Source organism: Streptomyces sp. NPDC090083 (assembly GCF_044747445.1).
GTDB lineage: Bacteria > Actinomycetota > Actinomycetes > Streptomycetales > Streptomycetaceae > Streptomyces.
Map to the genome: position 1 here is coordinate 812,574 of NZ_JBIVED010000004.1, position 23,486 is coordinate 836,059.

At 72.6% G+C, this 23,486-nt stretch carries 21 protein-coding genes; 6 read left to right on the plus strand and 15 right to left on the minus strand.

Features of this window, described 5'->3' with window-relative positions; genetic code table 11:
• Positions 1-36: 36 nt before the first annotated feature.
• The 9 genes from ACIPTO_RS18860 to mftA all read right to left on the minus strand — a co-directional run bounded on the left by ACIPTO_RS18860 (position 37) and on the right by mftA (position 7,703).
• Positions 37-780, minus strand: coding sequence for a hypothetical protein (locus ACIPTO_RS18860; RefSeq protein ID WP_401193409.1), 744 nt, complete (start codon positions 778-780; stop codon positions 37-39).
• Between the two features lie 47 nt (positions 781-827).
• Positions 828-1,346: a flavin reductase family protein gene (locus ACIPTO_RS18865; protein WP_401193412.1), complete on the minus strand. Its 519-nt coding sequence runs from the start codon at positions 1,344-1,346 to the stop codon at positions 828-830.
• Between the two features lie 49 nt (positions 1,347-1,395).
• Positions 1,396-2,577, minus strand: a complete 1,182-nt coding sequence (locus tag ACIPTO_RS18870; protein WP_401193414.1) for a hydroxylase — start codon at positions 2,575-2,577, stop codon at positions 1,396-1,398.
• A 122-nt stretch (positions 2,578-2,699) separates the two neighbouring features.
• A complete protein-coding gene (mftF, locus tag ACIPTO_RS18875) occupies positions 2,700-4,085 on the minus strand; it encodes a mycofactocin biosynthesis glycosyltransferase MftF (protein WP_401193417.1) in 1,386 nt (461 codons plus the stop codon).
• A complete protein-coding gene (gene mftE, locus ACIPTO_RS18880; protein WP_401193419.1) occupies positions 4,082-4,843 on the minus strand; it encodes a mycofactocin biosynthesis peptidyl-dipeptidase MftE in 762 nt (253 codons plus the stop codon). The genes mftF and mftE overlap by 4 nt, the downstream gene beginning before the upstream one ends.
• Positions 4,844-4,848: 5 nt before the next feature.
• Positions 4,849-6,039, minus strand: coding sequence for a pre-mycofactocin synthase MftD (gene mftD, locus ACIPTO_RS18885; RefSeq protein WP_401193421.1), 1,191 nt, complete (start codon positions 6,037-6,039; stop codon positions 4,849-4,851).
• A 30-nt stretch (positions 6,040-6,069) separates the two neighbouring features.
• Complete coding sequence (gene mftC, locus ACIPTO_RS18890; protein ID WP_401193423.1) at positions 6,070-7,284, minus strand: mycofactocin radical SAM maturase; 1,215 nt, start codon at positions 7,282-7,284, stop codon at positions 6,070-6,072.
• Between the two features lie 53 nt (positions 7,285-7,337).
• On the minus strand, positions 7,338-7,556 hold the full coding sequence (gene mftB, locus ACIPTO_RS18895; RefSeq protein WP_401193426.1) for a mycofactocin biosynthesis chaperone MftB: 219 nt from the start codon (positions 7,554-7,556) through the stop codon (positions 7,338-7,340).
• A 9-nt stretch (positions 7,557-7,565) separates the two neighbouring features.
• Positions 7,566-7,703, minus strand: a complete 138-nt coding sequence (mftA, locus tag ACIPTO_RS18900) for a mycofactocin precursor MftA (RefSeq protein ID WP_366317321.1) — start codon at positions 7,701-7,703, stop codon at positions 7,566-7,568.
• Between the two features lie 135 nt (positions 7,704-7,838).
• On the opposite strand from mftA, the gene mftG reads away from it, so the two are divergent.
• A complete protein-coding gene (gene mftG, locus ACIPTO_RS18905; protein ID WP_401193430.1) occupies positions 7,839-9,383 on the plus strand; it encodes a mycofactocin system GMC family oxidoreductase MftG in 1,545 nt (514 codons plus the stop codon).
• Positions 9,384-9,419: 36 nt separating this feature from the next.
• On the opposite strand, the gene mftR is transcribed toward mftG, so the two are convergent.
• The 3 genes from mftR to ACIPTO_RS18920 form a co-directional block, all read right to left on the minus strand.
• Positions 9,420-10,034, minus strand: coding sequence for a mycofactocin system transcriptional regulator (gene mftR, locus ACIPTO_RS18910; RefSeq protein WP_401193432.1), 615 nt, complete (start codon positions 10,032-10,034; stop codon positions 9,420-9,422).
• Positions 10,035-10,041: 7 nt separating this feature from the next.
• Positions 10,042-11,418: a hypothetical protein gene (locus tag ACIPTO_RS18915; protein WP_401193435.1), complete on the minus strand. Its 1,377-nt coding sequence runs from the start codon at positions 11,416-11,418 to the stop codon at positions 10,042-10,044.
• 121 nt (positions 11,419-11,539) lie between these two features.
• Positions 11,540-11,962 carry a hypothetical protein gene (locus tag ACIPTO_RS18920; RefSeq protein ID WP_401193437.1) on the minus strand — a complete coding sequence of 141 codons (423 nt, stop codon included), beginning with the start codon at positions 11,960-11,962 and terminating at the stop codon, positions 11,540-11,542.
• Between the two features lie 127 nt (positions 11,963-12,089).
• Between ACIPTO_RS18920 and ACIPTO_RS18925 the strand changes: the two genes are divergently transcribed.
• The 3 genes from ACIPTO_RS18925 to ACIPTO_RS18935 are packed head-to-tail and all read left to right on the plus strand — an operon-like array spanning position 12,090 to position 17,767.
• On the plus strand, positions 12,090-13,487 hold the full coding sequence (locus ACIPTO_RS18925) for a hypothetical protein (protein ID WP_401193440.1): 1,398 nt from the start codon (positions 12,090-12,092) through the stop codon (positions 13,485-13,487).
• The gene (locus tag ACIPTO_RS18930) at positions 13,487-14,800 is read left to right on the plus strand and encodes a hypothetical protein (RefSeq protein ID WP_401193443.1); all 1,314 of its coding nucleotides are present in this window, start codon (positions 13,487-13,489) and stop codon (positions 14,798-14,800) included. Before ACIPTO_RS18925 ends, ACIPTO_RS18930 begins: the two co-directional genes overlap by 1 nt.
• 3 nt (positions 14,801-14,803) lie before the next feature.
• On the plus strand, positions 14,804-17,767 hold the full coding sequence (locus ACIPTO_RS18935; RefSeq protein WP_401193446.1) for a hypothetical protein: 2,964 nt from the start codon (positions 14,804-14,806) through the stop codon (positions 17,765-17,767).
• 21 nt (positions 17,768-17,788) lie between these two features.
• On the opposite strand, the gene ACIPTO_RS18940 is transcribed toward ACIPTO_RS18935, so the two are convergent.
• Positions 17,789-19,018 carry a PP2C family protein-serine/threonine phosphatase gene (locus ACIPTO_RS18940; RefSeq protein ID WP_401193449.1) on the minus strand — a complete coding sequence of 410 codons (1,230 nt, stop codon included), beginning with the start codon at positions 19,016-19,018 and terminating at the stop codon, positions 17,789-17,791.
• A gap of 123 nt (positions 19,019-19,141) precedes the next feature.
• On the opposite strand from ACIPTO_RS18940, the gene ACIPTO_RS18945 reads away from it, so the two are divergent.
• Positions 19,142-19,543 (plus strand): hypothetical protein, encoded by a 402-nt coding sequence (locus ACIPTO_RS18945; RefSeq protein ID WP_401193451.1) that lies wholly within the window; start codon positions 19,142-19,144, stop codon positions 19,541-19,543.
• Positions 19,540-20,403, plus strand: coding sequence for a fructosamine kinase family protein (locus ACIPTO_RS18950; protein ID WP_401193669.1), 864 nt, complete (start codon positions 19,540-19,542; stop codon positions 20,401-20,403). The genes ACIPTO_RS18945 and ACIPTO_RS18950 overlap by 4 nt, the downstream gene beginning before the upstream one ends.
• A gap of 52 nt (positions 20,404-20,455) precedes the next feature.
• Here the strand turns inward: ACIPTO_RS18950 and ACIPTO_RS18955 are convergent, their stop codons facing one another.
• Positions 20,456-21,883: an alkaline phosphatase family protein gene (locus tag ACIPTO_RS18955; RefSeq protein ID WP_366317303.1), complete on the minus strand. Its 1,428-nt coding sequence runs from the start codon at positions 21,881-21,883 to the stop codon at positions 20,456-20,458.
• Positions 21,884-22,240: 357 nt separating this feature from the next.
• Positions 22,241-23,413, minus strand: a complete 1,173-nt coding sequence (locus tag ACIPTO_RS18960) for a PP2C family protein-serine/threonine phosphatase (RefSeq protein ID WP_401193454.1) — start codon at positions 23,411-23,413, stop codon at positions 22,241-22,243.
• Positions 23,414-23,486 lie beyond the last annotated feature (73 nt).

Sequence of the window (23,486 nt, forward strand, 5' to 3'; positions counted from 1 at the left end):
GCCGCCGGGGCGGGCGGCTCCGCCGAGGAGACGATGCTAGGTGCGGGCCGGCTCGGAGGGCGCCACGGCCTCCGTCCGGGCCTCCTCTTCTTCGGAGGTCACCGCGCGCAGCAGCACGATCGGGGTGGCGATCTTCCAGATGAAGTAGACGGCCGTGGGGAGCACGTTCGCGAGCAGTCCGTTCCAGGCGAACGGTCCGGTCTTGGTGAGGAAGACGAAGGCGCCGGGAACGAGCAGCACTCCGAGCACCAGGTTGAGATATCCGAACCAGCGCGGGAACACGGGCTTGGCCCGGTTGTCGACGAGGGCCGCGTATCCGATCGACCAGACCTGGAGAACGAATATGCAGGCGTTGCCGACCAGCATGAGCCAGTAGACGTCCGACATGGCATAGAGCACGTCGGGCGAGTGGCTTTCCGGCCGGTAGGCCGCCGCGGCGAGGATCGCGATCGGGAAGAAGAAGCCGATCGGGGCCACGACACCGGTGAGCAGCTGGATCATGGACAGCAGGCCCCAGCCGCCTTCGATCCGGCGCATCTGCATGCTGGTCACGACGACGAACGGGTACTCGAACGGCACGACGAGGACCATGATCGTGGCACAGGCGAGAATGCCGCTCCGGTGGTCGGTGAGGAATCGGACGACGCCCTGGGCGTTCTCCGTCGGGTCCATCGGCGTGATCAGATGGCCGACGGAGAAGGCCACGGCGAACCCCAGCAGCAGCACGAATCCGCACCACGCGGAGACGCGCTCCAGTCTGAAGTGCAGGTCTTGTCGCATCAACGGTTCTCCTTCGATCTCGTGATCTCGCGGCTCATGTGTCCCCGCTACCAGCCGACGAGCCTGTCCAGCAGCAGCGTCGCGCTCGCCAGGTAGTCGCCGTAGCCACCGCGGAAGAAGAGCAGTGGGGTCTTCATCGACTCGACGCGCAGGGTGCGGACGCGTCCGACGACCAGGTGGTGATCGCCGAGTTCGACGGTCTTCTCGACCGTGCAGTCGACCCACGCGACGATTCCGTTCAGCACGGGATTGCCGAGCGGGGATTCCTGCCATACGGCGCCTTCGAAGCGGTGCGGACCGCCGGCCATCTGCCGGGAGAGGCGCTCCTGGTTGCCCGCGAGCGCGTTGGCGCAGAATCGCCCGGCCGTCCGGACCGTCCGCAGGGTGTGGGAGGAACCGTCCACCAGGAAGGACACCAGGGGCGGTTCCAGGGACACCGACATGAAGGTTCCGACGATCATTCCCCGGGGTTCCCGGCCGGCGTCCGTCGTGGTGATGGCGACCACGCTCGTGGGGAAGTGCCCCAGTACGTCACGGAAGGTGCGCCCGTCGACCGCGTCCGTCACAGCCCCTCCTTGTTCTCGCGCCCTTTTGACGACCCGCTTTCACGACCCGTCAGATCAGGACGCGCATCGCCTCGGGCAGTTCGAGTCCCATCCGGGCAAGGGCGTTGGCGTGGTACGCCGACCCGGGGACGTGGATCATGTGCTGAAGGCCCACGTGCGCGTCCCGCCAGAACCGCTGGATCGGATTGCCGCGGCGGATCGCGTTCCCGCCGGACCGGACGAAGATCTCGTCCAGGGCGGAGACGGCGCGCCACGCGCAACGGACCTGGTTGCGGCGGACGTTGGAGCGGTCCTCGACGGACACGGGCTTTCCGGCCTCGACCTGGTCGTACAACCGGCTGATGCCGTCGATGAGTTGGACCCGTGAGGCGGCGATCTCGGCGGCGGCCTCACCGGCGGCGTACAACACGTAGGGGTCGTCGCGTACTTGGACCCCGGTGACGGCGACCCGGTCGCGCTGCTGGGACAGATGGAGGGCGAGCGCGCCCTCGCAGATGCCGATGACGGCGGCCGTGATGCCGAGGGGGAACATGGAGCTGAAGGGCAGCTTGTACAGCGTGTCGGTGAGTCCGACCGCTTCGGCGGCAGTGCCCTCCTGGACCGCCTCCTGCCGGATGGTGCGGTAGGCGGGGACGAACGCCTTGTCGACGACGACGTCCTTGCTGCCGGTGCCCGCCAGGCCGATGACGTCCCAGGTGCCGTCGATGATCTCGTAGTCCGAGCGCGGCAGTACGACGTGGAGCACGGAGATCGGGCCGGCCGGCTTTCCTCTGCCGTCGCCGACGAGTGCGCCGAGGAAGTCCCACTCGCAGTGGTCGCTCCCGGAGGAGAAGGGCCAGCGCCCGCTGAGGACGTATCCGCCGTCCACGGGGTCGGCGATGCCGTTCGGCATGTAGGGCGAGGCGATCCAGGTGTCCGGGTTCTCGTCCCACACCTCATGGGCGAGCCGGGGGTCCAACTGGGCCAGTTCCCAGGGGTGTACGCCGACGACACCGCACACCCAGCCGGCGGCCCCGTCGTGCGCCGCCACGGCCATCACCGCTTCCGCGAAGTCCCGGGGGTGGGCGCTGTGGCCGCCGAACTCCTTGGGCTGGAGGAGGCGGATCACGCCCGCCGAGCGGAGCAGTTCGACGGTCCGGTCGCTCAACCTGCCGAGTTTCTCGTTCTGTTCGGCGAGTGCGGCCAGTTCGGACCCGAGGTCCCCGACACGGTTGACCACTTCGTGCGTCACGCCGCACACCTCCTGCTGAGTGTCTCCGAGCATGTGCCGCGCACCGCGGCGGGATGATCCCCAGTGTCATTTCCGGGGCGGCCGGCCGCTGGGCGCGTTCCGCTGACCGGGACCTTTGCGGATCAGCGGGTGACGCGAGGCCTCAGGGCCGCGGTGGAACGGCCCTGGAGAGCGGACAGCCACACGCCCGACCCGTAGGCGAGGTCGTCTAGGCGCCGGGCGACGCCGTAGCGGACCGCGTCGAGGTGGGCGCGGTCGCGCCGGTACTCCAGGGCGATGTCGGTCAGCGCGGCCAGCGCCGCTGCCCGGCGCACCCGGCAGGAGGTCACGCAGCCGACGACCGTGAGGGGCCACCAGTGCCGGTTGAGGAGGGCGGAGGTCTGGGCCAGGGCGGCCAGGGCGCCGTTGGCCGTGAGGCGCGCGGCCAGCCGGTGGGGGTGCCGGGTGCCGTGGAGTCTGCGGCCGATCCTCAGGGTCACGCAGCCGAGGACGGCCCCGGCGACGGGTGCCGACCAGCGGCGCTGGGCGAGCAGCGCGGTCACGAAGGCGACGCTCCAGGGGGCGAACACGGCCGGGGCGATGAACGTCGGGTGGCGTGCGGCGAGGGGATGCGCGCCGGTGCCGTAGACGGCCTTGCGGAGCAGCCAGTCGCCGAGGCGTGCCCGGTGCTCGTGTGCCGCCTCGGCCGCCGGTTCGTAGCGCACCCGTCGGCCCTGTTCGAGCAGCCGCCAGCACAGGTCGACGTCCTCGCCGACCCGCATCAGCCGGTCGAAGCCGTCGCCCAGGGCGTCCACGCGCGCCACGACGCATGCCGTGGAGGCCCAGGAGACGGGGCTGCCGGGGCGCACTCCGGCCGGGTGGGCGCCCAGGTCGAGGGAGGAGCGGGCGTTCTCGTACCGCTCGATCCAGGTCGGGGCGGCCGAGGGCAGCCCGGTGATGCGGGGTACGGCCATGGCCACGGCGGGGTCGGCGAAGTGCCGCAGCAGGGTGGGGACGGTGTCGGGAGCGAGCACGATGTCGGAGTCGGCGAAGACCACGAAGGGGGTGGTGACGAGGCGGAGTCCGGCGTTGCGGGCGCCGGCCGGGCCGATGTTGGTGGTCAGGGGGACGAGCGAGGCACCGTGTGCGGCGGCCACAGCGGCGACGGCCCGCGGGTGCCGGGACGCGTCGTCGACCACGATCACGGGATGGGTCCCGCCGACGCTGCCGAGCAGGCGGGCGAGTTGGCGCGGACGGTCACGGACCGGCACGACCACCGTGTACCGGGCGTCGGCGGGCGGGGGAAGCGAGTGGACGACGGGATTGGCCATGCCGAGGTCGAGCAGCCGGTCCGCGAGGAGCGCGCCGGCCGTGTCCCGCACACGCAACGTCCGCCCGGTGAGGAGGCGTTGGGCCCGCGTGGTCAGTCGGACCAGCCGGGTCGGGAACCCTCCGACCAGGGCTCGGCCGCCGTCCACGATCCGGGTGTACCGGTCGAGTGCGACCTCGAAGCCGACGGGCAGGGTCATGACCGTACGGCCTCGTCGTCCAACTGCCTTGTCCCTGGCTGGTGTTCGGGGTCGACGAGACGGCACCGCCCGTCCACCGTCCACGCGGTGATCCGGGCGACGACGGAGGACACCATCGCGTCCGTCGTCCTGTGCCCCTCCTCTGCGGAGGCGCCCGTCGGGTCGCCGAGGACTCCGGACGGGGAGACGGCGCGGACACCGCGCGCCATCAGCTCCGGGAGCAGGACCGCCAGGGGCCGTGTGTCGCCGACGGTCATCGCCTTCGACTCCACCCGCTCCGGGGCGAGATGGAGCATCACGGAGGTCTCGGTACGGCCGGCGTGTGCGTCGGCCCCGGGGACGGAGCAGTCGGTCCAGGCCACGTCGTGGCCCTCCGCGCGCAGGAGGCGGAGGGCGGTGTCGAGGGTGGCGGTGTTGCCGCCGTGGCCGTTGACGAGGACGATCCGTCCGGCCCAGAGCGACAGGGACCGCACCACTTCCACGAGGACCGCGCGCAGTGCTTCGTGGCCGATCGAGACGGTGCCGGGGAAGCCCGCGTGCTCACCGCTGGCGCCGTAGGGCAGGACGGGGGCGACCAGCGCCGTGGGCAGCGCGACCGCCGCTCGGCGGGCGACCGCGTGCGCGATGACGCTGTCCGTGTCGAGCGGCAGATGCGGGCCGTGCTGTTCGGTGGACCCGATGGGCAGCAGGACCAGTGCGCCGGACGGCACGTCCGGCCAGGCGGCGTAGGCGAGTTCGTTCGCCGGGTCGTCCCGCACGGCGGTCAGGCGACCGGGGCGGCGCGGCCCAGGACGAGCGGGAAACCAGGCGGAATGACCAGGTCGTCGGGCGTCAGCTCGTGGACGGTGGAGTGTCCGAGGCCCAGGACCGCCGAGTCGAGGCCGCCGCGCAGGATGTCCAGGACGTTCTCGACGCCGGCCTGCCCGTTGGCCGCGAGACCCCACAGGGCGGCGCGGCCGATCAGGACGGCGCGGGCGCCGAGGGCGAGTGCCTTGGCCACGTCGCCGCCCCGGCGGACGCCGCCGTCGAGGAGGACCTCGATCTGTGAGCCGACCGCGTCGGCTATGGCGGGGAGCACCCGGACGGTGGCGGGGGTGGTGTCGAGGTTGTTGCCGCCGTGGTTGGAGACGGACAGCGCCGACACCCCGGCGTCGACGGCCCGCTTGGCGTCGTCGACGCGGGTGACTCCCTTGAGCAGGAAGGGGCCGCCCCACTCCTTGCGGAGCCACTCGACGTCCTCCCAGGTCGGCGGTGCGGTCCGCATCCACTCCTCGTACGCGCCGAAGAAGGTGGGGGACTCGCCGCCCGGGGGCCGCAGGTTGGGGACCGAAAGGTCGGGCAGGGTACGGGACTTGGCGTACCTGAGCAGCCATCGGGGGTGCGGGAGCACGTCGGGCGCGAACCGCAGCATCGTCCTCAGGTCCAGCCGGTCGGGGATGGCGGGGCTGCCCCAGTCCCGCCCGTGGGAGAAGGACCAGTCGAGGGTGACGATGAGCGCCCTGGCACCGGCCGCCCTGGCCCGGTCCATCCGCTGTGTCATCGTCGCGCGGGTGCCGCTCCAGTACAGCTGGTGGAAGAAGTCCGGCTGGGCGTCGGCCACTTCCTCGACCGGTTTGCCGGCGAAGGAGCTCAGGCCCATGACGACACCGCGGCTCTTCGCGGCGCGGGCCACGGCGACCTCGCCGTCGGGGTGCACGGCCTGGACGCCGGTCGGCGAGATGAGGACGGGGAACGAGAGGGGCACCCCGAGCACGGTCGTGGAGAGGTCGCGCTCCGCATGATGGCCCACGACCCTGGGTGCGAAGCCCAGTTCGGCGAAGGCCGCCGAATTGGCGTCGATCGTACGGCCGCGCTCCGAGCCCGCGACGAGCGCGCCGTAGACCGTGCTCGGCAGTCGTTTCCTGGCCCGGCGCTGTGCCTCGGCGACCGTCTCGAACCAGGGGTTCCCGCCCATGTGCCGTGTCCCTTCGTCGATGCTGTCGTGTCACGGCCGGCCGCGGCGCGGGCCCGCCAGGGGGTCCTCCACGCAGTCGCCGGCCGGGGGGCGTTCCAGGTCCGGGCGCCGGGTGAGGACGAGGTCCACGGGCCGGCGGCGGGAGTGGTCCCCGGACGGCTTGGGGAGGTCCGCCCCGGCCTCGGAGCGCCGGGCCGGCCGTTCCTCGCCGTAGCCCTGAACGCACTCGGGGTCGGGGCCGTCCAGCGGGAGTCCGGTGAAGAACTTGGCGGCCATGCAGCCGCCCTTGCAGGTGTCGTAGAACGCGCAGGAGGCGCAGGCTCCGCCGTGCTGCGGGGTGCGCAGGCGCGCGAACAGGTCCGAGCCGCGCCACACTTCGGTGAAGCCGCCGGGTGCGCGGACGGTGCCGGCGAGGAAGTCGTCGTGGATGGCGAACGGGCAGGCGTAGACGTCGCCGACCGGGTCGATCAGGCAGACGACGCGCCCGGCGCCGCACAGGTTGAGGCCCGGCAGCGGTTCGCCGTAGGCGGCGAGGTGGAAGAAGGAGTCGCCGGTCAGGACGTTGTCACCGTGGGCCAACAGCCAGTCGTACAGCTGGCGTTGCTGTGCCGCGGTCGGGTGGAGGTCGTCCCAGACGTCGGCTCCGCGGCCGGAGGGACGCAGCCGGGTCAGACGGAGCTGGGCGCCGTAGTGGTCGGCGAGGGCCTTGAAGGCGTCGAGTTGGGGGATGTTGTGGCGGGTGCAGACCACGGAGAGCTTGAAGCCGCGCAGGCCGGCGGCTGCGAGGTTCTCCATCGCCCGTAGCGCCGTCGCGTACGAACCGGCGCCGCGTACGCGGTCGTTGACGTCGGCGGTCGCGCCGTCGAGGGAGATCTGGACGTCCACGTAGTCGTCGGCGGCCAGTCGGCGGGCCGCTTCGGGCGTGATGCGGACGCCGTTGGTGGAGAACTTCACGCCGATGTGGTGGGCGGTGGCGTAGTCGAGGAGTTCCCAGAAGTCGGCGCGGACGGTGGGCTCTCCGCCGCCGATGTTGACGTAGAAGACCCGCATGGCTTCCAACTCGTCGATGACCGCCTTGGCTTCGGCGGTGCTCAGCTCGCGCGGGTCGCGGCGGCCGGAGCTGGACAGGCAGTGGGTGCAGGCGAGGTTGCAGGCGTAGGTCAGTTCCCAGGTGAGGCAGATCGGCGCGTCGAGTCCGGTCTCGAAGAGGTCGACCAGCCGTGCGGTGCCGGCGGTGGCGGTCATGGGGTCCTTCCGACGAGCATCGACGACTCGGCGAGCGCGGCCAACGCCCTTTCTTAGCGCGGCAGTTCGCCCTCCTGGACACCGGCCGCGACACAGGCGGCACGGGCCGTGGGGGCGTCCGCGAGGGACTGGACGACGGCGAGGAGTCTGCGGTCCTTGAGGAACGTCAGCCTGCGGGTCCCGAAGTGGTAGAGGAGCGCCCCGAACGGTTCGGGCCGCACCGACACCTGGGGATGCAGGCCGAGGGCGAGGTCGAGCGTCCGCGCGGTCACGCGGGTGGCCTAGTAGACGCCGCACATGCCGTCGATGGAGATCTCCTCGATGAGGTCGTCGGCCTCGATCAACTGCTGTTCCGTGACGGGTTCTTCGGCAGCGTTCTCGTTGGCCGGGACGGTCGGTGCGGACCGGAGTTCGTTCATGCGACTCTCCCTGGGCATCCGGCGGGGCACACGGGTGACTGCGCGCCCGACATTAATGGCACCCGGTGCCGAAAGTGAAGAGGGAGCCACCATGATTCTTTCGACCGTTCGGTCCAAGGGCTTTCCGGGGTCGGCTTGAGCCGCCCGGACGTCATCGTCGTCGGTGCGGGCGGCAGCGGCGCCCCGCTGGCCGCACGGCTCAGCGAGGACTACGACCGCCGTGTGCTGCTGCTGGAAGCGGGTCCCGTTCCGCGTCAACGCGCTTCTTTCACGGCGGAGTTGCTCGACGCGCGACGCGTCCCGGGCGCGCAGCCCGGCCATCCCGCCGTCCGGCCGTACCCGGTACATCTCACCCCGCGGCACCCGTACACCGTCGTACGGGGTCGCTGCCTCGGCGGGTCGACCACGGTCAACGGCGGCTCCTTCGTACGGGCCCGGCGGGCGGACTTCGAGCGCTGGTCGGTCGCGGGCGGCGCCGCCTGGTCGTACGACCGGGTGCTACCGCTGCTGCGTTCGCTGGAGACCGATCTCGACCACGGCGCCGACGAGGTGCACGGGGGCGGGGGTCCGGTGCGGATCCGGCGGGTGGGTCTGCGGCACCCCGCCGCCGGGGCTTTCCGTTCGGCGGCAAAGGAGTTGGGACATCCCGAGGAGGCCGACAAGAACGCCCAGGGCGTGCCGGGGTTCGGGCCCGTGCCGTCCAACTCCGTCGACGGGACACGCGTCAACACCGGTGTCAGCTATCTCCTGGACGCACTCCCCCGGCCCAACCTCACCGTGGAGGGCGGATGTTCGGTGCGCAGGGTCGTGATCGAGCGCGGCCGGGCCACCGGTGTGGTCGTCGAGCGCGCGGGACGCCCTACGACGCTCCGGTGCGGCGAAGTCGTCCTGTGCGCCGGGGCGTTCGGCTCCGCGCATCTGCTGCACCTCTCCGGCATCGGCCCCTGCGGCGAGTTGCGGCGCGCGGGACTTCCGGAGGTCGTGAACTCTCCCGCGGTGGGAGCCCGGTTCGGTGACCATCCGCAGCTGGTGCTGGAGTGGCAGCCCCGGCGGCCGTTGCCCGAGCCCGCGGATTCCTGGCTGGGCGGTGTGCTCCATCTGTCGTCCTCGGACGGTGACCAGGCGGGTGACCTGGAGATCCTTCAGTCGCTCGTCCCCATGGCGGGGCTGGCCGGCGGAACGGTGTCCGTGCCCGGCGCGCCGCTCGCGTTCCTGACGTCCGTCCTGACACCCCGGCTCGGCGGACGCCTGCGCACGTGTTCCGCCGACGCGGCCACTCCCCCGCGTATCGACTACGGCTATCTGGAGACCGCCGCCGACCGGCGTCTCCTGCGTGAAGCAGCGCGTGCCACGGCCGAGTTGGTCGCCACCGACGCGTTCGCGGAGGTCTCGCGCGGGCTCGTGGAACCGGGACCGGAGATGCTGTCGGACGACCGGCTGCTCGACCGGTGGATCGAGGCGCGGCTCGGTACCTCGCACCACACCTGCGGCACGGTGCCGATGGGTCCCGCCGACGATCCCGGGGCCGCTGTCGACCACTACGGGCGCGTGCACGGTGTCGCCGGGCTGCGCGTCGCGGACACGTCGATCCTGCCGACTCCGCCGTCGCGCGGTCCCGCGGCCACCGCCGTCCTGATCGGCGAACTCGTCGCCGACGCCATGCGGCGCGGCCTGAAGTGACGCGATCCCGCCCGTGGTAAAGCGGCCCGGTTCGTGTCAGGGCGGGGCGGGGCCGTCGAAGCCGATCGCCAGTTGCCGCAGGCCACGGTCCAACAGGCCGCCCAGGCTGGCCTGTTCGTCCGTCAGCCAGTGTTCGTAGGCGGCGATGCACGCGGCCAGGACGGTGTGGCCGATCAGCCGGGGCAGCAGGTCCGAGGCCGCCCGGCCGGTACGTCGTGCCGCGAACTCCGTGACGAGGGTCCGCCAGGAGGCGTAGCGCACGGTCGAGTCGGCCTGGAGGGTGGGGACCCGCAGGATGAGCGCCATGCGCTGCCGGTGCCAGGGCACCGCCGCCGGGTCGAAGCGGTTGAACTCGACGACCGCGCCGCGCAGCGCGTCCATCATCGGGACGTCCGGGTCGGCCGCCGCCAACAGGCGCTCCAGCTTGACGAGTTCGGTCTCGAAGTCGCCCCACACCAGGTCGTTCTTGGAGGCGAAGTAGCGGAAGAAGGTACGGCGGCCGATGCCGGCCGCGGCGGCGATGTCGTCGACGGTCGTCCGGTCGAAGCCCCGCCGTGCGAACAGCTCGAAGCCCACCCGTTCGAGCGCGGCGCGCGAGGTGGCGGGCGGTCGGCCCGTTCTGGTCTGTCGCTGTCCGTTCTCACCGTCCACAGCGCCATCATGCACACGCGTCCATCAGGATGCCCGCCGCCGCTCTCATCCGGCGACGGCGCAGATCGAGGACCGGACCCGGGTTCGACAGGCCGTGGGAGACGAGCAGGTTCATCAGCGCCCAGATGGTGTCGGAGCCTCTCTCCAGAGGGAGTTCACTGCCGTCCGGGGCGATGACCTTGGCCTCGGTGACGCCCGCGAGGAGGTTCGTGCGGGCCCAGTCGACGTCGTACGAGGCGCCGTCGGGGCTGACGCCGAGGACCACCTCCTTGGTGCGGTGGAGGGCGGTCAGGTAGTTCATCGGGACCGTCAGACGGCGGGCCGCGTCGAACGGGGGTGAGCCGTCCGGGGGTTGGATGCGCAGGATCGTGTCCAGGACGGGGCCGTGGTCCTGGAAGGTGGTCCTGGCCCGCATCTCCAGGAAGCGGGCGCGGACCAGGACACCGCCGCGCCGCGACCACCGCCGGCCGACCGAGCCGAACGCCCCCTGCTCACCCGGGAGTCGGTCGGCCAGTCGGCGCGCTTCCTCGGCCGGTTCGCTCACCGGCGCCCGCTCCTCGGGGTGGGTACGGTCCCGGTCGGCGAGGGCGGCGTAGCGTGACGCCGTGTGCGGGTCCAGGCGCCGGAGGTCGATGGTGTCGCCGTTCATCGCGATCCCTCCGGCCTCCTGGGAGATGCGCAGCTGCCGGAGTTGGCGGTCGACTCGGGCTGTCACGACCGTCGTTCGGCCGTCGAGGCCGGTCACCCGGCAGGTGCGCGTACCGGCGAGCAGGGCGCTGCCCGGCCAGTCCGGTATGGCCGTCCGGCCGCCTTCGGGAGCGGCGGGGCCGACGCGGACGACCAGACGGCCGGCCGTGATCGCCGAGAGGCACAGGGACGGCACCCGCGACTCCCCCGTGACCTCGAAGCCGGTGGCCGGGTCGGTGTCCTCGGGGTCGTGCACCCGCAGTCTCAGCTTGATCAACGGCGTGAACTCGTCGGGGGTGTAGTCGCCGTAGTGGGTCGTGAAGGTCGACTCGCCGTCGGGGCTGTACCGGGACAGCGACGCCTCCAGCACATCCGCCCGCGCCAACCGCGCCTGCGCGGTGCCTTGTCGGGACGTGGGTGCCCACATCACAAAGGTGTCGTCCCGGTACGGGGTGCGCCCGCCCTTCACGCGGTCCCTGCGCGTGATCCGGGGGAACATCTGGCGCGTCGCGATGGTGGCCGCGACGGGGATCACGACCGTGATGACCAGCCCGGACGCCAGCAGGAGCGCCGACCCGCTCCAGCCGGGAGCGTCGCTCCACGCGGAGAAACCGACGAGGAGGAAGAACAGGCCCGCCGCACAGCAGACCGTGGAGAGCAGCAACTGGCCCACCAACACCCTCGCATAGCTACGCATGCCCTCTCCTTCTCCCTCTCTCCCTCAAGGGCTCGCTCACAGGTCGACGCGGAACCGGCCGCCGGACTCCTCTCCGTTCCGGTCGAAGCCGGTCAGGTCGGTGATCTCCGCGGACGCCGGGTCACGGGGTGACTCCGTCGCCTGCGTAGAGGTAGGCGCCGGGGTGGGCCGGGTCGGCCACCAGCAGCACCTGGTCGCCGGTCCGGGGGATGCGCAGCTTCGACACGACGGTCCGGAGGGCGATCCGGTCGGTCCGCCCGGCCGGCTCCACGACCAGGTCGACGACCGGGTCGTGGTTCACGAGCTGACCGGTGTCACCGATCGAGACGACGACGGCGGTGATGGTCGGCGCTCCGGCGGCGAGCAACTGCTGTACCGCGAGGCCCGAGTTGTAGGCGCCGAGCGACTGCTGGACCCTCGCGAAGTCCTCGCTGCCGAGGAACGCGCGGGTGGCCCGGCCGTAGAAACCCTTGCCGTCGGCGACCTGGCCCGCGATCTCGGCAGCCCGCTCCTCGCGGCTCTTGCGGCGCCCGAAGATTCCCATGACGACTGCTCCTTCTGGTGAGGGCGGATGTTTGTGTCTCCCGCTGTCCCTGTGGACGCTAGGCGGCACAGAACGCCTACCGATCCCAGGTTCGCCCGCCCGAACTCGGACGACGTACGCTCCTGACATGCCGCTTCTCAGCCAGCCGACGGGCGAGCGCCGACCGCGCGCCATGGTCATCGACGGCGCGTGGCGAGCGCTCGGCCCCGGTCTGGAATCGCTCAGCGGCCCCGGCGGCGCCCCACTGACCCGGACGGTCAAGCTGATCCTGCTGCCGCTGGTCGTGCGGCCCGCCCTGCACCCCGACCTCGCGGCGGACTTCCTCGGACCGGAACCGACCGCCCGTCTCGACGCGCTGATACGGGAGTCGGGCGCGCGGCTCGTCGCGACGGCGCAGTGGTTCACCCTGCTCAAGCGGACCCGCCGGACGCTGGGCATCGTCGCGGGCCATCCCCAGGATCTGTACTTCCAGCGGTGCTTCGAACTGGCCGCCGAGCACGGCGGACCCGGCCCCGCCTCGGGCGCGCTGGCCAGGGCGGTCGTCGAGGAGGTCGCGGACGCGGACGGCGGCCGTACGGTGGACGCGCTGAAGCGGTATCTCGCCGACGCGGAGCAATTTGACCGGCTTGAGCGGGAGTTGGCGGTCGCGTGGTCCGGGCGGACCTCGGCTCCGGTCGCCGGTGCGGCCACTGCGGTCGCGCTGGCCGGTGAGGTTCTGGAGGCCTGCGGCCGGGCGGAGGGGCCTCGGGACTCACCGGCGTACGCGTCCATGGTGGCGGCGGGACACGGCGGGCTGCTCGGGCGGGCCCTGTGGGCGCAGATGGACGGGTTCTGGGGGCGTGCCGATCTTCCGTCCCCTCTCGGGCTGACCGAACGGCGGTTGCCGCCGCGTCCACGGGTCGGCCGGGGTGCCTCGACGGCCACGCTGCCCGCTCCGCTGGACCGCACGCTCTTCGAGCGGCTCTTCGTCGTCCTCCAATCCTCCGCCCGGCGCGAGGAGTTGCCCACCGTGCCGGAACTCGTCGGGCGTGAGGTCGGCCGCGGGTGCGCACCGCTCGGGCTGCACGACGAGAGTCTGCGCGTCGCCGTCCTCCTCGGCGGCCGACTCGCCGTCGGGCTCGATCCGTTGGGGATCGAGGAGCCCGCACCGGACCTCACCTCGGCCCACCGGGCCGTCAACAGCCGCTGGCGCAGGGAGGCTTCGGTCCTGCGCGCCCGCCGGATGACCGTCTCACCGCGCCCCGATCCGGACGGCGGCGCCCTGGACGCGCTCGCCCAGGATCTCCGGACGCCCTGGACGGCGTACATGCGGCGGCTCTGGGTGCGGTTGCACGGGCGGGACGTGCGGGACGCGGCGCTCGACGACGCGGAGGCGGCCTGGACCGTGCTCGACGGGGTGGCCCGGTCCGTGATGATGGACCATCGGGCCCGGGTGCGGGCGGCGTTGAGGTCCTTGTCGGCCGGGTCGGTGGGGCCGGTGGTGGCGCCTGATCTTGAGCCTGCGGCCGAGTCGAGGAGCGCGTGATGGCGCCGGGCGCCGACGAGGACGGGCGCGAGGCCGAGGTCGTTGTCTCGCGCGGCGCGGACGGCACGGTTCGCGTCATCGGTGATCCTGCCGTCGGCTCCGAGTCACCGTTCCGCGACTCCGACGGTGGTGCCGCCGTCCCCGACGTCACCCGTGCGGTCCTCGACGTCGCCGGGGCGGTGCTCGCCTGGCCCGTTCTCGGGGACGCGCCGTTGCCCACGGCGGAGATCCATGACGTGCGGCGGGCGCAACAGTGGCTGTGGGCGCTCTACGGCGAGGAGGTCGCCGCCGCGGTGCACGCCTGCGCGGTCGGCGAGTCGGCCGGTGCGCGGGTGGTCGCGGAGCCGGCCCCGCTCGCGGGCGGCGCCGCCCGGCTCGGCCTCGGGCACTGGGCGGCGCGGTGGTGGCCCGCGTCGCACCTGGACGGGATCCCCGCGCTCCGACCGGACGTGCTCGGACTGGAGTTGGCCGCGCTCACCCACATCTGCCAGCAGCTGTTCGACGCCGAGGACGATCAACCCGACGACTGTGCGGCCGAGTTGATCGGCGACCACGGGTCCGCCCTCGATGCGCTGATCCGGTGGTGGCACAGCGCACCGGCATCGAGTGGCACGGCACGCCGGCTGGAGAGCGTCCTGCGGACGGTCGACGACGCGGCGGACAGTGCCGGGCTGGACGGTGAGGCGCTGCGCCACCTCCGCGCGGCTCTGGATCGGCCGCGCCCGGACGGCACTCCTGCCGAGGTCACCGAACTGTTCGCACGGCACGGCGACTACGCCCTCGCCGCGGGCGAACCTCTCGTCACGGGCGGCCGGGTGCTCGCACGGGGCACGGGCACCAACGACTGGCGGCGCTACCCGCCCGGCTTCGTCGACGCCTCCGAGAGCGCCGTGTCCTGGACCGCCCGCGCGCTCGGCGCGCGGCGACAGATCGAGGTGGAGGTCGTCGCGCACATCGCGGCACCGGTCACCGCGGTGCCCCTCGCGGCGGAGGTCCGGGTGAACGACGGTCCCCTGAGCCGGGTGCACCTCTCCCGCCGGGTCGACATGTGGTCCGGTCGGGCGGACCTGGATCTCCCGGCCGGCGCGACCGGACCGCGCGTCGGACTCGGCCTGCTGCTGCCCGGTTTCGACCCGGGCCCGGGTCCCGACGGCGGCGCCGAACGCGAGGCGGTCCGGGCCCTGGTCCGGCGACGCCTCGCGACAGCGGCAGTGGCAGACCGGCCCGACGCACCCGACGCACCGCCGCGGGACGGCACTTCGGCACCGTTCCTCGCCGAACTCGCCGCCGCCACCACCGACGAGGACTACTGACGGATGCCGGACGAGAGAAACAGCGCGGTGGGCGACGGCGCTGACCGCACGGCGGACGAGGCGGCGGATCCCACCACGGCCGCCGGGGTGACGCATCTCTACGGAGAGCCCTTCGACAGCGGCTTCGCCCGCGCCGGGCGGCTCCAGCTGGCCGCCGACCTCACCGCCGCGCTCGCCGTCCTCGACGAACTGCTCGCTCTCGCCGAGTCGTTCGACGACTCCCCCGACGTCCGGTTCCTGCGGGCGCACCTCCTGTCGGACATCACCAGTGTCCGCCTCACCACGTCGGACCTGGTGGGCGCGGAGGACGCCAACCGGCGTTCCCGTGCCCTGCTCGACGGCGTCGCTTCGGCTCCGATGGGCCCGCGCGGCCGTCAGCTGTGGCGGGAGATGCTGCTGCGCGCGCTGATCGCCGGGGCCGACCTCCTGCGCAGGACCGGACGGCTGGACGAGGCGCTGGCCTGTCTCGACGAAGCGGCGCTCGGACTGCCCGGGTTCGACGATCCCGACGGACTGCGGACCTCCGAACTCGGCCTGAACCGCGTGCACTTGCTGATGGACCGCGGTGAGTGGGGCGCCGCCGAGGACCAGGCGTCGGCGCTGCTGTCGACCACGCCGACGACCGCCGCGGAGACCGTCCCGAGGCTGTTGGTGGCCCTGGGACTGATCTGCTCCTCCACCGCGCGGTTCGACGCGGCCGAGGACTACTTCGCCCGCGCGGAGGACCACTTCCGGGCGGTCGGCGACACCGGCGGCGAGCGGACCCTGCTCGCGCACCGGGCGTACGCTGCGCTGCACCGGGGTGAACTCGGCCTGGCGGAGCGGTTGTTCGCGGAGGCGTCCGCGTTCTTCGAACGGCAGCGGTGGTTCGGCGATCTGGCGGTGTGCGAACAGGCCCGCGCCTTCCTCGCCGGGCGGCGCGGTGACGCGCTGGGCGCGGAGGACCTGCTGGCGGCGAGCCTGGCCCGGTTCGAGCGGCTCGGTGCCTCGATCGCCGCGGCCGACACGATGCTGCTGGGCGCCCAGCACGCGTACGACCGGGGCGACATCGACGAGATGAAGCGGCTGGCCCAGGGCGCCCGTGACGTGTACCAGGAGCGGGAGGTGTACGAGCGGTGCGCGCAGGTCGACCTCATGCTCGCACGCGCCCTTGAGGACAGTCTCGGGCGGGCCGACCACGGCGACCACGAACGGAGGTCCGTCGACACCGCACTCTCCCTCGCCCTGCCCGCCGCCCTGACCCTGGAGGCGGCGCGCTACGACTTCACGACCGCCCACGCGCGCAGCCAGTGGCTCCACCTCACGGACGAGGCGATGCGGCTGGTGTTCCGCCTGGCGGTCCGCCGCCAGGATCAGGGCCTGCTCTTCGAACTGGCCGAACACCGTTGCGCGGGCGCCTCGTTGGCGCTGCACCACACGGCGCCCGCCCGGCCGTCCGACGACCCGGCGTCGGTCTTCCCGAGCGCGGCCATGAAGGCGTACGGGCACCCCGGGCACGAGAGCGCGACGGCGCTCGGCGGTGTCGCGGCGGAGGCCGCCGCCTCGGCTGGGCTGCGGGTCGCGCCGCCGACGAAGGTGCGGATGCCGGCGCCGTCGGGCCCGGGCCGTGTGGCGCTCCAGGAGTACATCGCGGCGGCCGAGTTCCGGTACCGCCGGCGGATCGTGCACGAGGAGGAGGTGCCGTTCTGGATCACCGACGACATGACGAGCCGCCCGGTGGTCCAGGTCCGGCTGGTCGACGCAGGCGATCTGTTCATGACCTGGACGTGGGCGGGCGGGGCCAGGGGTTTCGGCACCGGTCACGGTCCGGGCGCCGAAGTCGACCAGGCGGTACGGGAGTTGGCGGACGCGCTGCCGGGGGCGGGCGACGGCGCCGAGGGCATGCGGCGGGCCTTCGGCACGGGAGCGCTGACCGATCGCGGAAGGGAGCGCCGACTCGCGCGGGCGCTGGCCGAGGCGCTGTGGCCGGAGCAACTGACCGACCAGATACGCCAGGTGGCGGAGCGGGCGGGCCGTCCCCTGGTACGGATCCAGCCCTCGCCCCGGGTCGCGCAGATCCCCTGGGAACTGCTCGCCGTCGATGCCGACACGGACGTACGGCTCATCGATCTCGCGGATGTGGTGACCACCGCACCGGCGTCCCTGCGGCCACGGACTCCGGCGGCCCCTCGGCCCCCGGGCGCCGACGCGGGCCCGGTCGTCCTCGTCCTCGACCCCCGGGTCCCCGGCTTCCGCGCCGACTCCGCGCTCGGCTCGGTCCTGGGGCCGCCCGGCTCCGACCCGGCGCTGTCGTCGATGGTCCGGACCCGTCTCGACGCGGGGCCCGTCGTCCCGTCCGTCGCCACCCCGGCCGAGGCCTTCCGCCGCACCGATCTGGACCGGGACTGGCTGGGCGACGTGCTGCGCGGGGGTGCGCGCAGGCTGCTGTACGTCGGCCATGTCAGCGGTGCGCCGGTCGAGGGCGGCCAGAGCGAGGACGGCACCCTGCATCTGTGCTGCGACGCGGACTCCACCGGGCTCGCCGAACCTCTCCGTACCCACCGCCCGCTCTCCGCCAAGGACCTCCTGCTGGGCTCGCTCCCGCTGCGCGCGGACGGTGAGCCGGGGGCGCGGATCTGGCCCGCGCCGTCCCGGGTCGCCCTCATCGGCTGCGAGAGCGGCGGCGATCTGCGGTTCGCCGAGTCGTTCGGCCTGGCCACCGCGATGCTGCACAACGGCGCCGAACTGGTCACCGCCACCCGCTGGGCCCTGCCGACCAGCTTCGCCTTCCACCGGCTGGCTCAACTGCCCGATTCCGTGCGCCCGTTGACGGAGGCGGTGATCGCCGTCGACACCGCGCACGAGCACGAGGACCCGGTGCTGAGCCTCGGCGGCTGGCAGCGCGCGCAGCTGGACCGCTGGCGTGCGGAGGGCCGTGTCGAGCACGCGCCGCTGTTGTGGGCGGCGATCACCTCCATCGTCGTATGACCCGCTCCGTCGTTGCGCGGCTCAGAGCCGCACGATGATCAGGGCCGTGTCGTCGGTGGCGCCTCCGTGCGGGAGGAGTTCGAGGAGTACGGCGTCGGCGAGGATCTCGGGGTCGGTGTCGAGGTGGCGGAGGAGGGAGTCGGCGAGGCGGGCGAGCCCGGTGTCGATGTCCTCGTGGCGGCGTTCGACGAGGCCGTCGGTGTAGAGGACCAGGGTGGAGCCGCGGGAGAACGCGGTGTGGGCCTGGGGGCGGGGCATCGGGTCGGGTCGGGCGTCGAGCGGTGGGTCGGTGGCCCGGTCCAGGAATTCGACGCGGCCCTCGGGGTGCACCAGGGCGGGCGGTGGGTGGCCGGCGCTGCTGTAGGTGATGGTGAGGCGGTCGAAGTCGACGAAGGTGGTGACGGCGGTGGCGGACTCGGCGCCGTCGACCACGTTGGCGTAGCGGCCGAGGACGTCGAGGGCCTCGGCCGGGCCGTCCGCGACGCGGGAGGTGGCGCTCAGCGCGCTGCGCAGCTGGCCCATGACTCCGGCGGCGGCCAGGCCGTGGCCGACGACGTCGCCGACGGAGACGCCGATGCGGTTGCCGCCGACCAGGTCGACGACGTCGTACCAGTCGCCGCAGACGTTCAGGGAGCCGACGGCCGGCCGGTAGCGGACGGCGATCCGGTGGCGGGCCCGCTGGCGGCGGGTGGGGAGCATCGCGTCCTGGAGGGCGAGGGCGACCTCGCGTTCGCGGGCGTGTGCGCTGCGCAGCCGGTCGTTGACCTCCTGCAGTTCGCGGGCGCGGGTGTACAGCTCGGCCTCCAGCACGCGGGTGCGTCCGCCGCCGGATCCGGCGCGGGCCCGGATCAGTTCGGTGACCTCCTCGACCCGGTGGACGAGGAGGACGACCTTGCCGTCCGGGCCGACGACGGGGACGTTGACCGGGCTCCAGTAGCGCTGCTCCCACTCCCCGGGACGGGCCGCCGACTCGACGTCGTAGCGTTGCAGGGCCATGACGTCGCGTTCCCCGGTGGACAGGACGCGGCGCAGCGAGGTCTCCAGGTTGCGCATGCCGGTGGCGGCCGGGTCGTTCGGGTTGTCGGGGAAGACGTCGAAGAGGTAGCGGCCGACGACCTGTTCGCGGGTGCGGCCGGACATGCGGAGGAATTCCTCGTTGGCGTCCGCGTACACCAGGCCGGGGGTGAGCAGGGCCACCATGCCGGGCAGCACCTGGAACACCGCCGCGTAGTCGATCTCCGCGTCCGTCATGGCCCTGCCACCAATCGCCACTATCGCATCATTTTCATACGATACAGACAGAACGGATGCACCTCAGGGGCCACTTTGCGGTCATCCGGTCACTCAGTGCCACATCGCGGATAGGGTACTTCGGTGACCTCGCCTCCCTCCCCGACCCGGCTGACCGTCCGGCACGCCCTGGCGCACGGCTTCCATACCGTGCTGGAAGGCATCCCCTGCTTCCGTCACTACGGCGGGATGCCGGCCGGTCTCCTCGCCGACCACCCGGGCCGCACGCACTGCTCCTACCTCGACGTACCGTTCGAGGAGACCCTGGCCCGGCACGCCACGAAGCCCATCGCCGACGAGGTCACCGAGGACCAACTCCGCGAGTGGTGCACGCCGTTGGACCTGCTGCCCGGCGGTGTCGAGACGGTGGTCCCGGCGGCGAGCGCGCCGGAGGAGACCGTCGACCGGGTGCTGCACGAGTCCGGGCTCCGCGCCGCACCGTGCGCTCACGTACGCCCGAAGTCCGCTCCCGCGCCGGCATCGTGATCGACGGCGAGAGCGCGGGTGGCGCGGCTGCCCGGCTCACCGGGGGTGCGGTGAGCGGTGAGCGTCCGTTGTCCGGGTCGGTCACCGAAGTCGCCCTCGACGGTGGGGAGTCGGTGGTGGTGAAGGGCGATGTCGCGCCGGGCGCGGTGGCCGCGGAGGCGGCCGGGCTGCGCTGGCTGGCGGACGCCGGGGCGGTGCGCGTCCCCGCCGTGCGCGGGGCGGACGATCGCTGGCTGGTCACCAACCTCGTCCGGACCGGGCCGCCGAGTGCGCGGGCGGCCGTCCGATTCGGCCGTGACCTGGCCGCGCTGCACGCCTCGGGCGCACCCGCGTTCGGGGCGCCCCCGCCCGGCGGCCCCTCCGACGCGTACATCGGGCTCGCGCCGATGCGCAACGTGCCCGCCGACGACTGGCCCACCTGGTATGCCGGGCAACGGGTGGCGCCCTACCTGCGGCGCGCGGTCGACGCGGGCACCCTGCGGCCCGCCGAGGCGTCCGCGGTGGAGGCGGTCTGCGAACGGCTGCCCCGACTGGCCGGTCCCGCCGAGCCGCCCGCGCGACTCCACGGCGACCTGTGGGACGGCAACGTGCTCTGGGGCGCGGACGGCCACGTCCGGCTGATCGACCCGGCCGCACACGGCGGCCACCGGGAGACCGACCTCGCGATGCTGCGCCTCTTCGGCTGCCCGCACCTGTCCGACGTGCTCGACGGCTACCAGGAGGCCGCCCCGCTCGCCCCCGGCTGGGCCGACCGCATCGGGCTGCACCAGCTGTTTCCGCTGCTCGTGCATGTGGTGCTGTTCGGGCGGGGCTATGCCGAGCGGACGGTGGCCGCGGCGCGCGGGGCTCTCTCGGGCTGAGGCGGCCCCGGCCGGATGCACCCGGCCGGGGCCGCCCACCACAGCCCTCGGATCAGACGTGCGGGCGGCGGCCCCGTTCCTGGTGCGGGAACTTCTGGTCCGCGCCCGGGAGGGTGGGCTTCGGGAGGGTCGCCACTTCCTCCTTCGCCTTCTCCAGCTGTTCCGCCGTGTCGTCGGGGAGCCGGGGCGAGCGCGGGCGGGCGTCGCGGAAGCGGAACGCGGAGGTGAAGTCGCCGAAGGTCTCGCGGCGCCAGTCGGTGACGTTCGGTTCCTCGACGCCGGTGAAGCGCTCCAGGAACTGCAGTGCCGACGTGTGGTCGAAGGCCTCCGATGCGACCCAACCACCCACGGTCCAGGGCGAGATGATGATCGCGGGGACGCGGAAGCCGCCGCCGATCGGGAGACCCTGGATGAACTCGTCCTTCGTGCCCGCGCGCGGCGTCGGCGGCACGACATGGTCGAACAGGCCGTCGTTCTCGTCGTAGTTGAGGATGAACGCGGTCTTGCGCCACACCTTCGGATTGGACGCGATGGCCTCGATCTTCGACGCGACGTAGTCGGCTCCGGCTGCCGGGAGGTAGTCGGGGTGCTCGGACTGGTAGCTCGTGGGGCAGATCCACGACACCGTCGGCAGCCGGTCGTTGCGCGCGTCGTCCTCGAACGTCCCGTGCGGCTGCGGGCGTACGCCCCGCTCGTACAGGTCGGAGCCGGGCTGCGCGTTCTTGAACGAGGCGAACTGCTCCAGCATGTTGGTGCCGTAGTCGTCCTCCTCCTGGTACACCTTCCAGCTGACGCCGGCGTTCTGGAGGCGCTCCGCGTACGTCGTCCAGCGGTAGGGCGTCGGCGCGACGTTGCTGATGATCGGGCCGCCCTGCGTGCCGCCGGGGTCGATCGAACCGGTCATCCACATCAGCCGGTTGGGCCAGGTGGGCCCGAACACCGAGCAGAAGTAGTTGTCGCAGATCGTGAAGGTCTCGGCGAGCGCGAACTGGAACGGGATGTCCTCGCGCGTGTAATAGCCCATCACGTAGGGGCCGTTGACGCCGTCGGCCGCACGGTGGGCCGGCAGCCACTGGTCCATCTTGCCGTTGTTCCAGGCCTGGTGCTGCACCGACCAGGCGTGGCTGGTGGACGGGATGGCCTGCGCGCTGGAGGTGTGGGTGTCGAGGTGGAACGGGAGGAGGTAGCCCTTCGGGTTCACCGCGTCCGGCTGGTAGAAGACGCTGCGCCCGGTGTCGAGCCTGCGGGCGTGCGGGTCGGCGAAGCCGCGAACGCCGGACAGGGTGCCGAAGTAGTGGTCGAACGACCGGTTCTCCTGCATCAGCATGACGACGTGTTCGATGTCGCGCAGCGAGCCGTTCTTCGGCGGTTCGGCGGCGACGGCTTTCTGGACGCTCGGCGGGAGGAGGGAGAGTGCCGCGGCGCCGCCCACCGCGCCCGCGGCGGAACCCAGGAGTCTGCGACGTGTCAACTCGGCCATGATTGCCCCTTCTTGAAGAGCTTCGAGGGATCTCGCGGACCAGACCTCGGATCACTCTCCGCCCAATTCGGTAGGGGCTGTCAGGGGCGTGCGGTGAATTTGCGGCCAACGTGCGGAAAGGGGTTGGCCAAGCCGTGACCGGCAACACCGGGGCGTTGCCCGGGTGTTGCCAAACCTTGAGGGACGGGTGGCTCCTGCGTGAGCCGGCGGACCCGGCCGTTCCGGCGCCGGAATCGTTTCCCGTGTGCGAAGTCCGCCGGCCACCGCGAACCGCCCCCGCGCGCACGGCCGTACGAGGAGACGGATGCACGTACGGAAAGATCGGGTGGATCGGCGGGAAGCGGCCCGTACCGGGCGCTAAGCCGGACTTCTCGGCCGGAGGCGGGCGGCGATGGCCGCCACGTCGTCCTCCGCCTCCTGGACGTGGAGGCGCAGCACGATGTCGTCGAGGAGGCGGGAGACGCCCTGGCCGGGGTGCAGGCGGAGCCGGGCCAGCCGGGCGAGGGAGACGTCGATGTCCTCGCCCCGGCGCTCGACCAGGCCGTCGGTGAACATGACGAGGGTGTCCTCGGGGGTGAGGGTGAGCGTGGTCATCTCGAAGTCGGCGAGGCCCGTGCCGAGGGGCGGTCCGACGGGGACGGGGATGAGTTCGCCGGTGCCGTCGCGGTGGAAGACGGCGGGCGGGAGATGGCCTGCGCTGGCGAAGGCCGCCGTGCCGCGATCCGGGTCGAGGAGGGCGAGGAGGCAGGTCGCGGGGCGGCGGTTGTGCTCCTCGGACATGGCGGTGTCCATCTGGCGCAGGATGCGGTGGGGCGGGAGGTCGGTGGAGGCGACGTAGCGCAGCATCGAGCGGTACGCGTTCATGTCGACGGCGGCGTCGAGACCGTGGCCCATGACGTCGCCGATGACGAGGAGGGTGCGGCCGTAGTGCAGCCGTACGGCCTCGAACCAGTCGCCGCCGACGAGGGTTCCGGTGCCCGCGGGGAGGTAGCGGGTGGCCATGTCGACGTTGGGGTGCGGGCGGCTGGGTTCGGTGAGCAGGACCTGCTGGAGGTTGAGGGCGGTGGTGCGCAGCCGGTGGTGTTCGACGGCGTGGTGCAGATGGGCGGCGGTGAGGCGGGCCGCGTAGTGCACGGCGGCGGCCTCGGCGTCGGTGAAGGCGCGGCCGGCGCGGATCGCCAGGAGGGCGCCGTAGGCCTTGCCCCAGGCGGTCAGCGGGACGGAGAGGGCGGCGATGACACCGTGGTCGCTCGTGGTGAACGACGTGGTGATCGGGTGGCCCGCGTCCAGGGCGCGGACCATGACGTCCTCGCGGGGCGCGGTGCGGAGGCTGTCGAGCAGCTCTTTGTCGCCCTCGCCCGCCATCGGGTGCAGCATGCCGTGCGGGGCCGGGCGGGCCTCGTCCTGCGCGAACAGGTCGACGGCCGCCGCGTCGCACAGCCCGTCGACCAGGAACTGCGCGCACTCCGCCGCCGTCCTGCGTTCGTCGAGCGTCGACCCGATGGCGGAGACGGCCCGCTCCGCGAGCACGAACCGATCCGCCTGACCCTCCTCTGACCCGTCAACTTTGTCGCCGTCCACAGCCGTCCCTTTCTGCCGCCCC

Excerpts from the sequence above, each read along its gene's own strand:
- ACIPTO_RS18860 (WP_401193409.1), bottom strand. The coding sequence starts at position 780 with ATGCGACAAGACCTGCACTTCAGACTGGAGCGCGTCTCCGCGTGGTGC.
- mftC (WP_401193423.1), bottom strand. The coding sequence starts at position 7,284 with ATGACCGCCACCGCCGGCACCGCACGGCTGGTCGACCTCTTCGAGACC.
- ACIPTO_RS18920 (WP_401193437.1), bottom strand. The coding sequence starts at position 11,962 with ATGGGAATCTTCGGGCGCCGCAAGAGCCGCGAGGAGCGGGCTGCCGAG.
- mftA (WP_366317321.1), bottom strand. The coding sequence starts at position 7,703 with ATGAACGAACTCCGGTCCGCACCGACCGTCCCGGCCAACGAGAACGCT.
- mftF (WP_401193417.1), bottom strand. The coding sequence starts at position 4,085 with ATGACCCTGCCCGTCGGCTTCGAGGTCGCACTCGACCGGTACACCCGG.
- ACIPTO_RS18915 (WP_401193435.1), bottom strand. The coding sequence starts at position 11,418 with ATGCGTAGCTATGCGAGGGTGTTGGTGGGCCAGTTGCTGCTCTCCACG.
- mftD (WP_401193421.1), bottom strand. The coding sequence starts at position 6,039 with ATGGGCGGGAACCCCTGGTTCGAGACGGTCGCCGAGGCACAGCGCCGG.
- ACIPTO_RS18940 (WP_401193449.1), bottom strand. The coding sequence starts at position 19,018 with ATGACGGACGCGGAGATCGACTACGCGGCGGTGTTCCAGGTGCTGCCC.
- ACIPTO_RS18925 (WP_401193440.1), top strand. The coding sequence starts at position 12,090 with ATGCCGCTTCTCAGCCAGCCGACGGGCGAGCGCCGACCGCGCGCCATG.
- ACIPTO_RS18955 (WP_366317303.1), bottom strand. The coding sequence starts at position 21,883 with ATGGCCGAGTTGACACGTCGCAGACTCCTGGGTTCCGCCGCGGGCGCG.
- ACIPTO_RS18930 (WP_401193443.1), top strand. The coding sequence starts at position 13,487 with ATGGCGCCGGGCGCCGACGAGGACGGGCGCGAGGCCGAGGTCGTTGTC.
- ACIPTO_RS18935 (WP_401193446.1), top strand. The coding sequence starts at position 14,804 with ATGCCGGACGAGAGAAACAGCGCGGTGGGCGACGGCGCTGACCGCACG.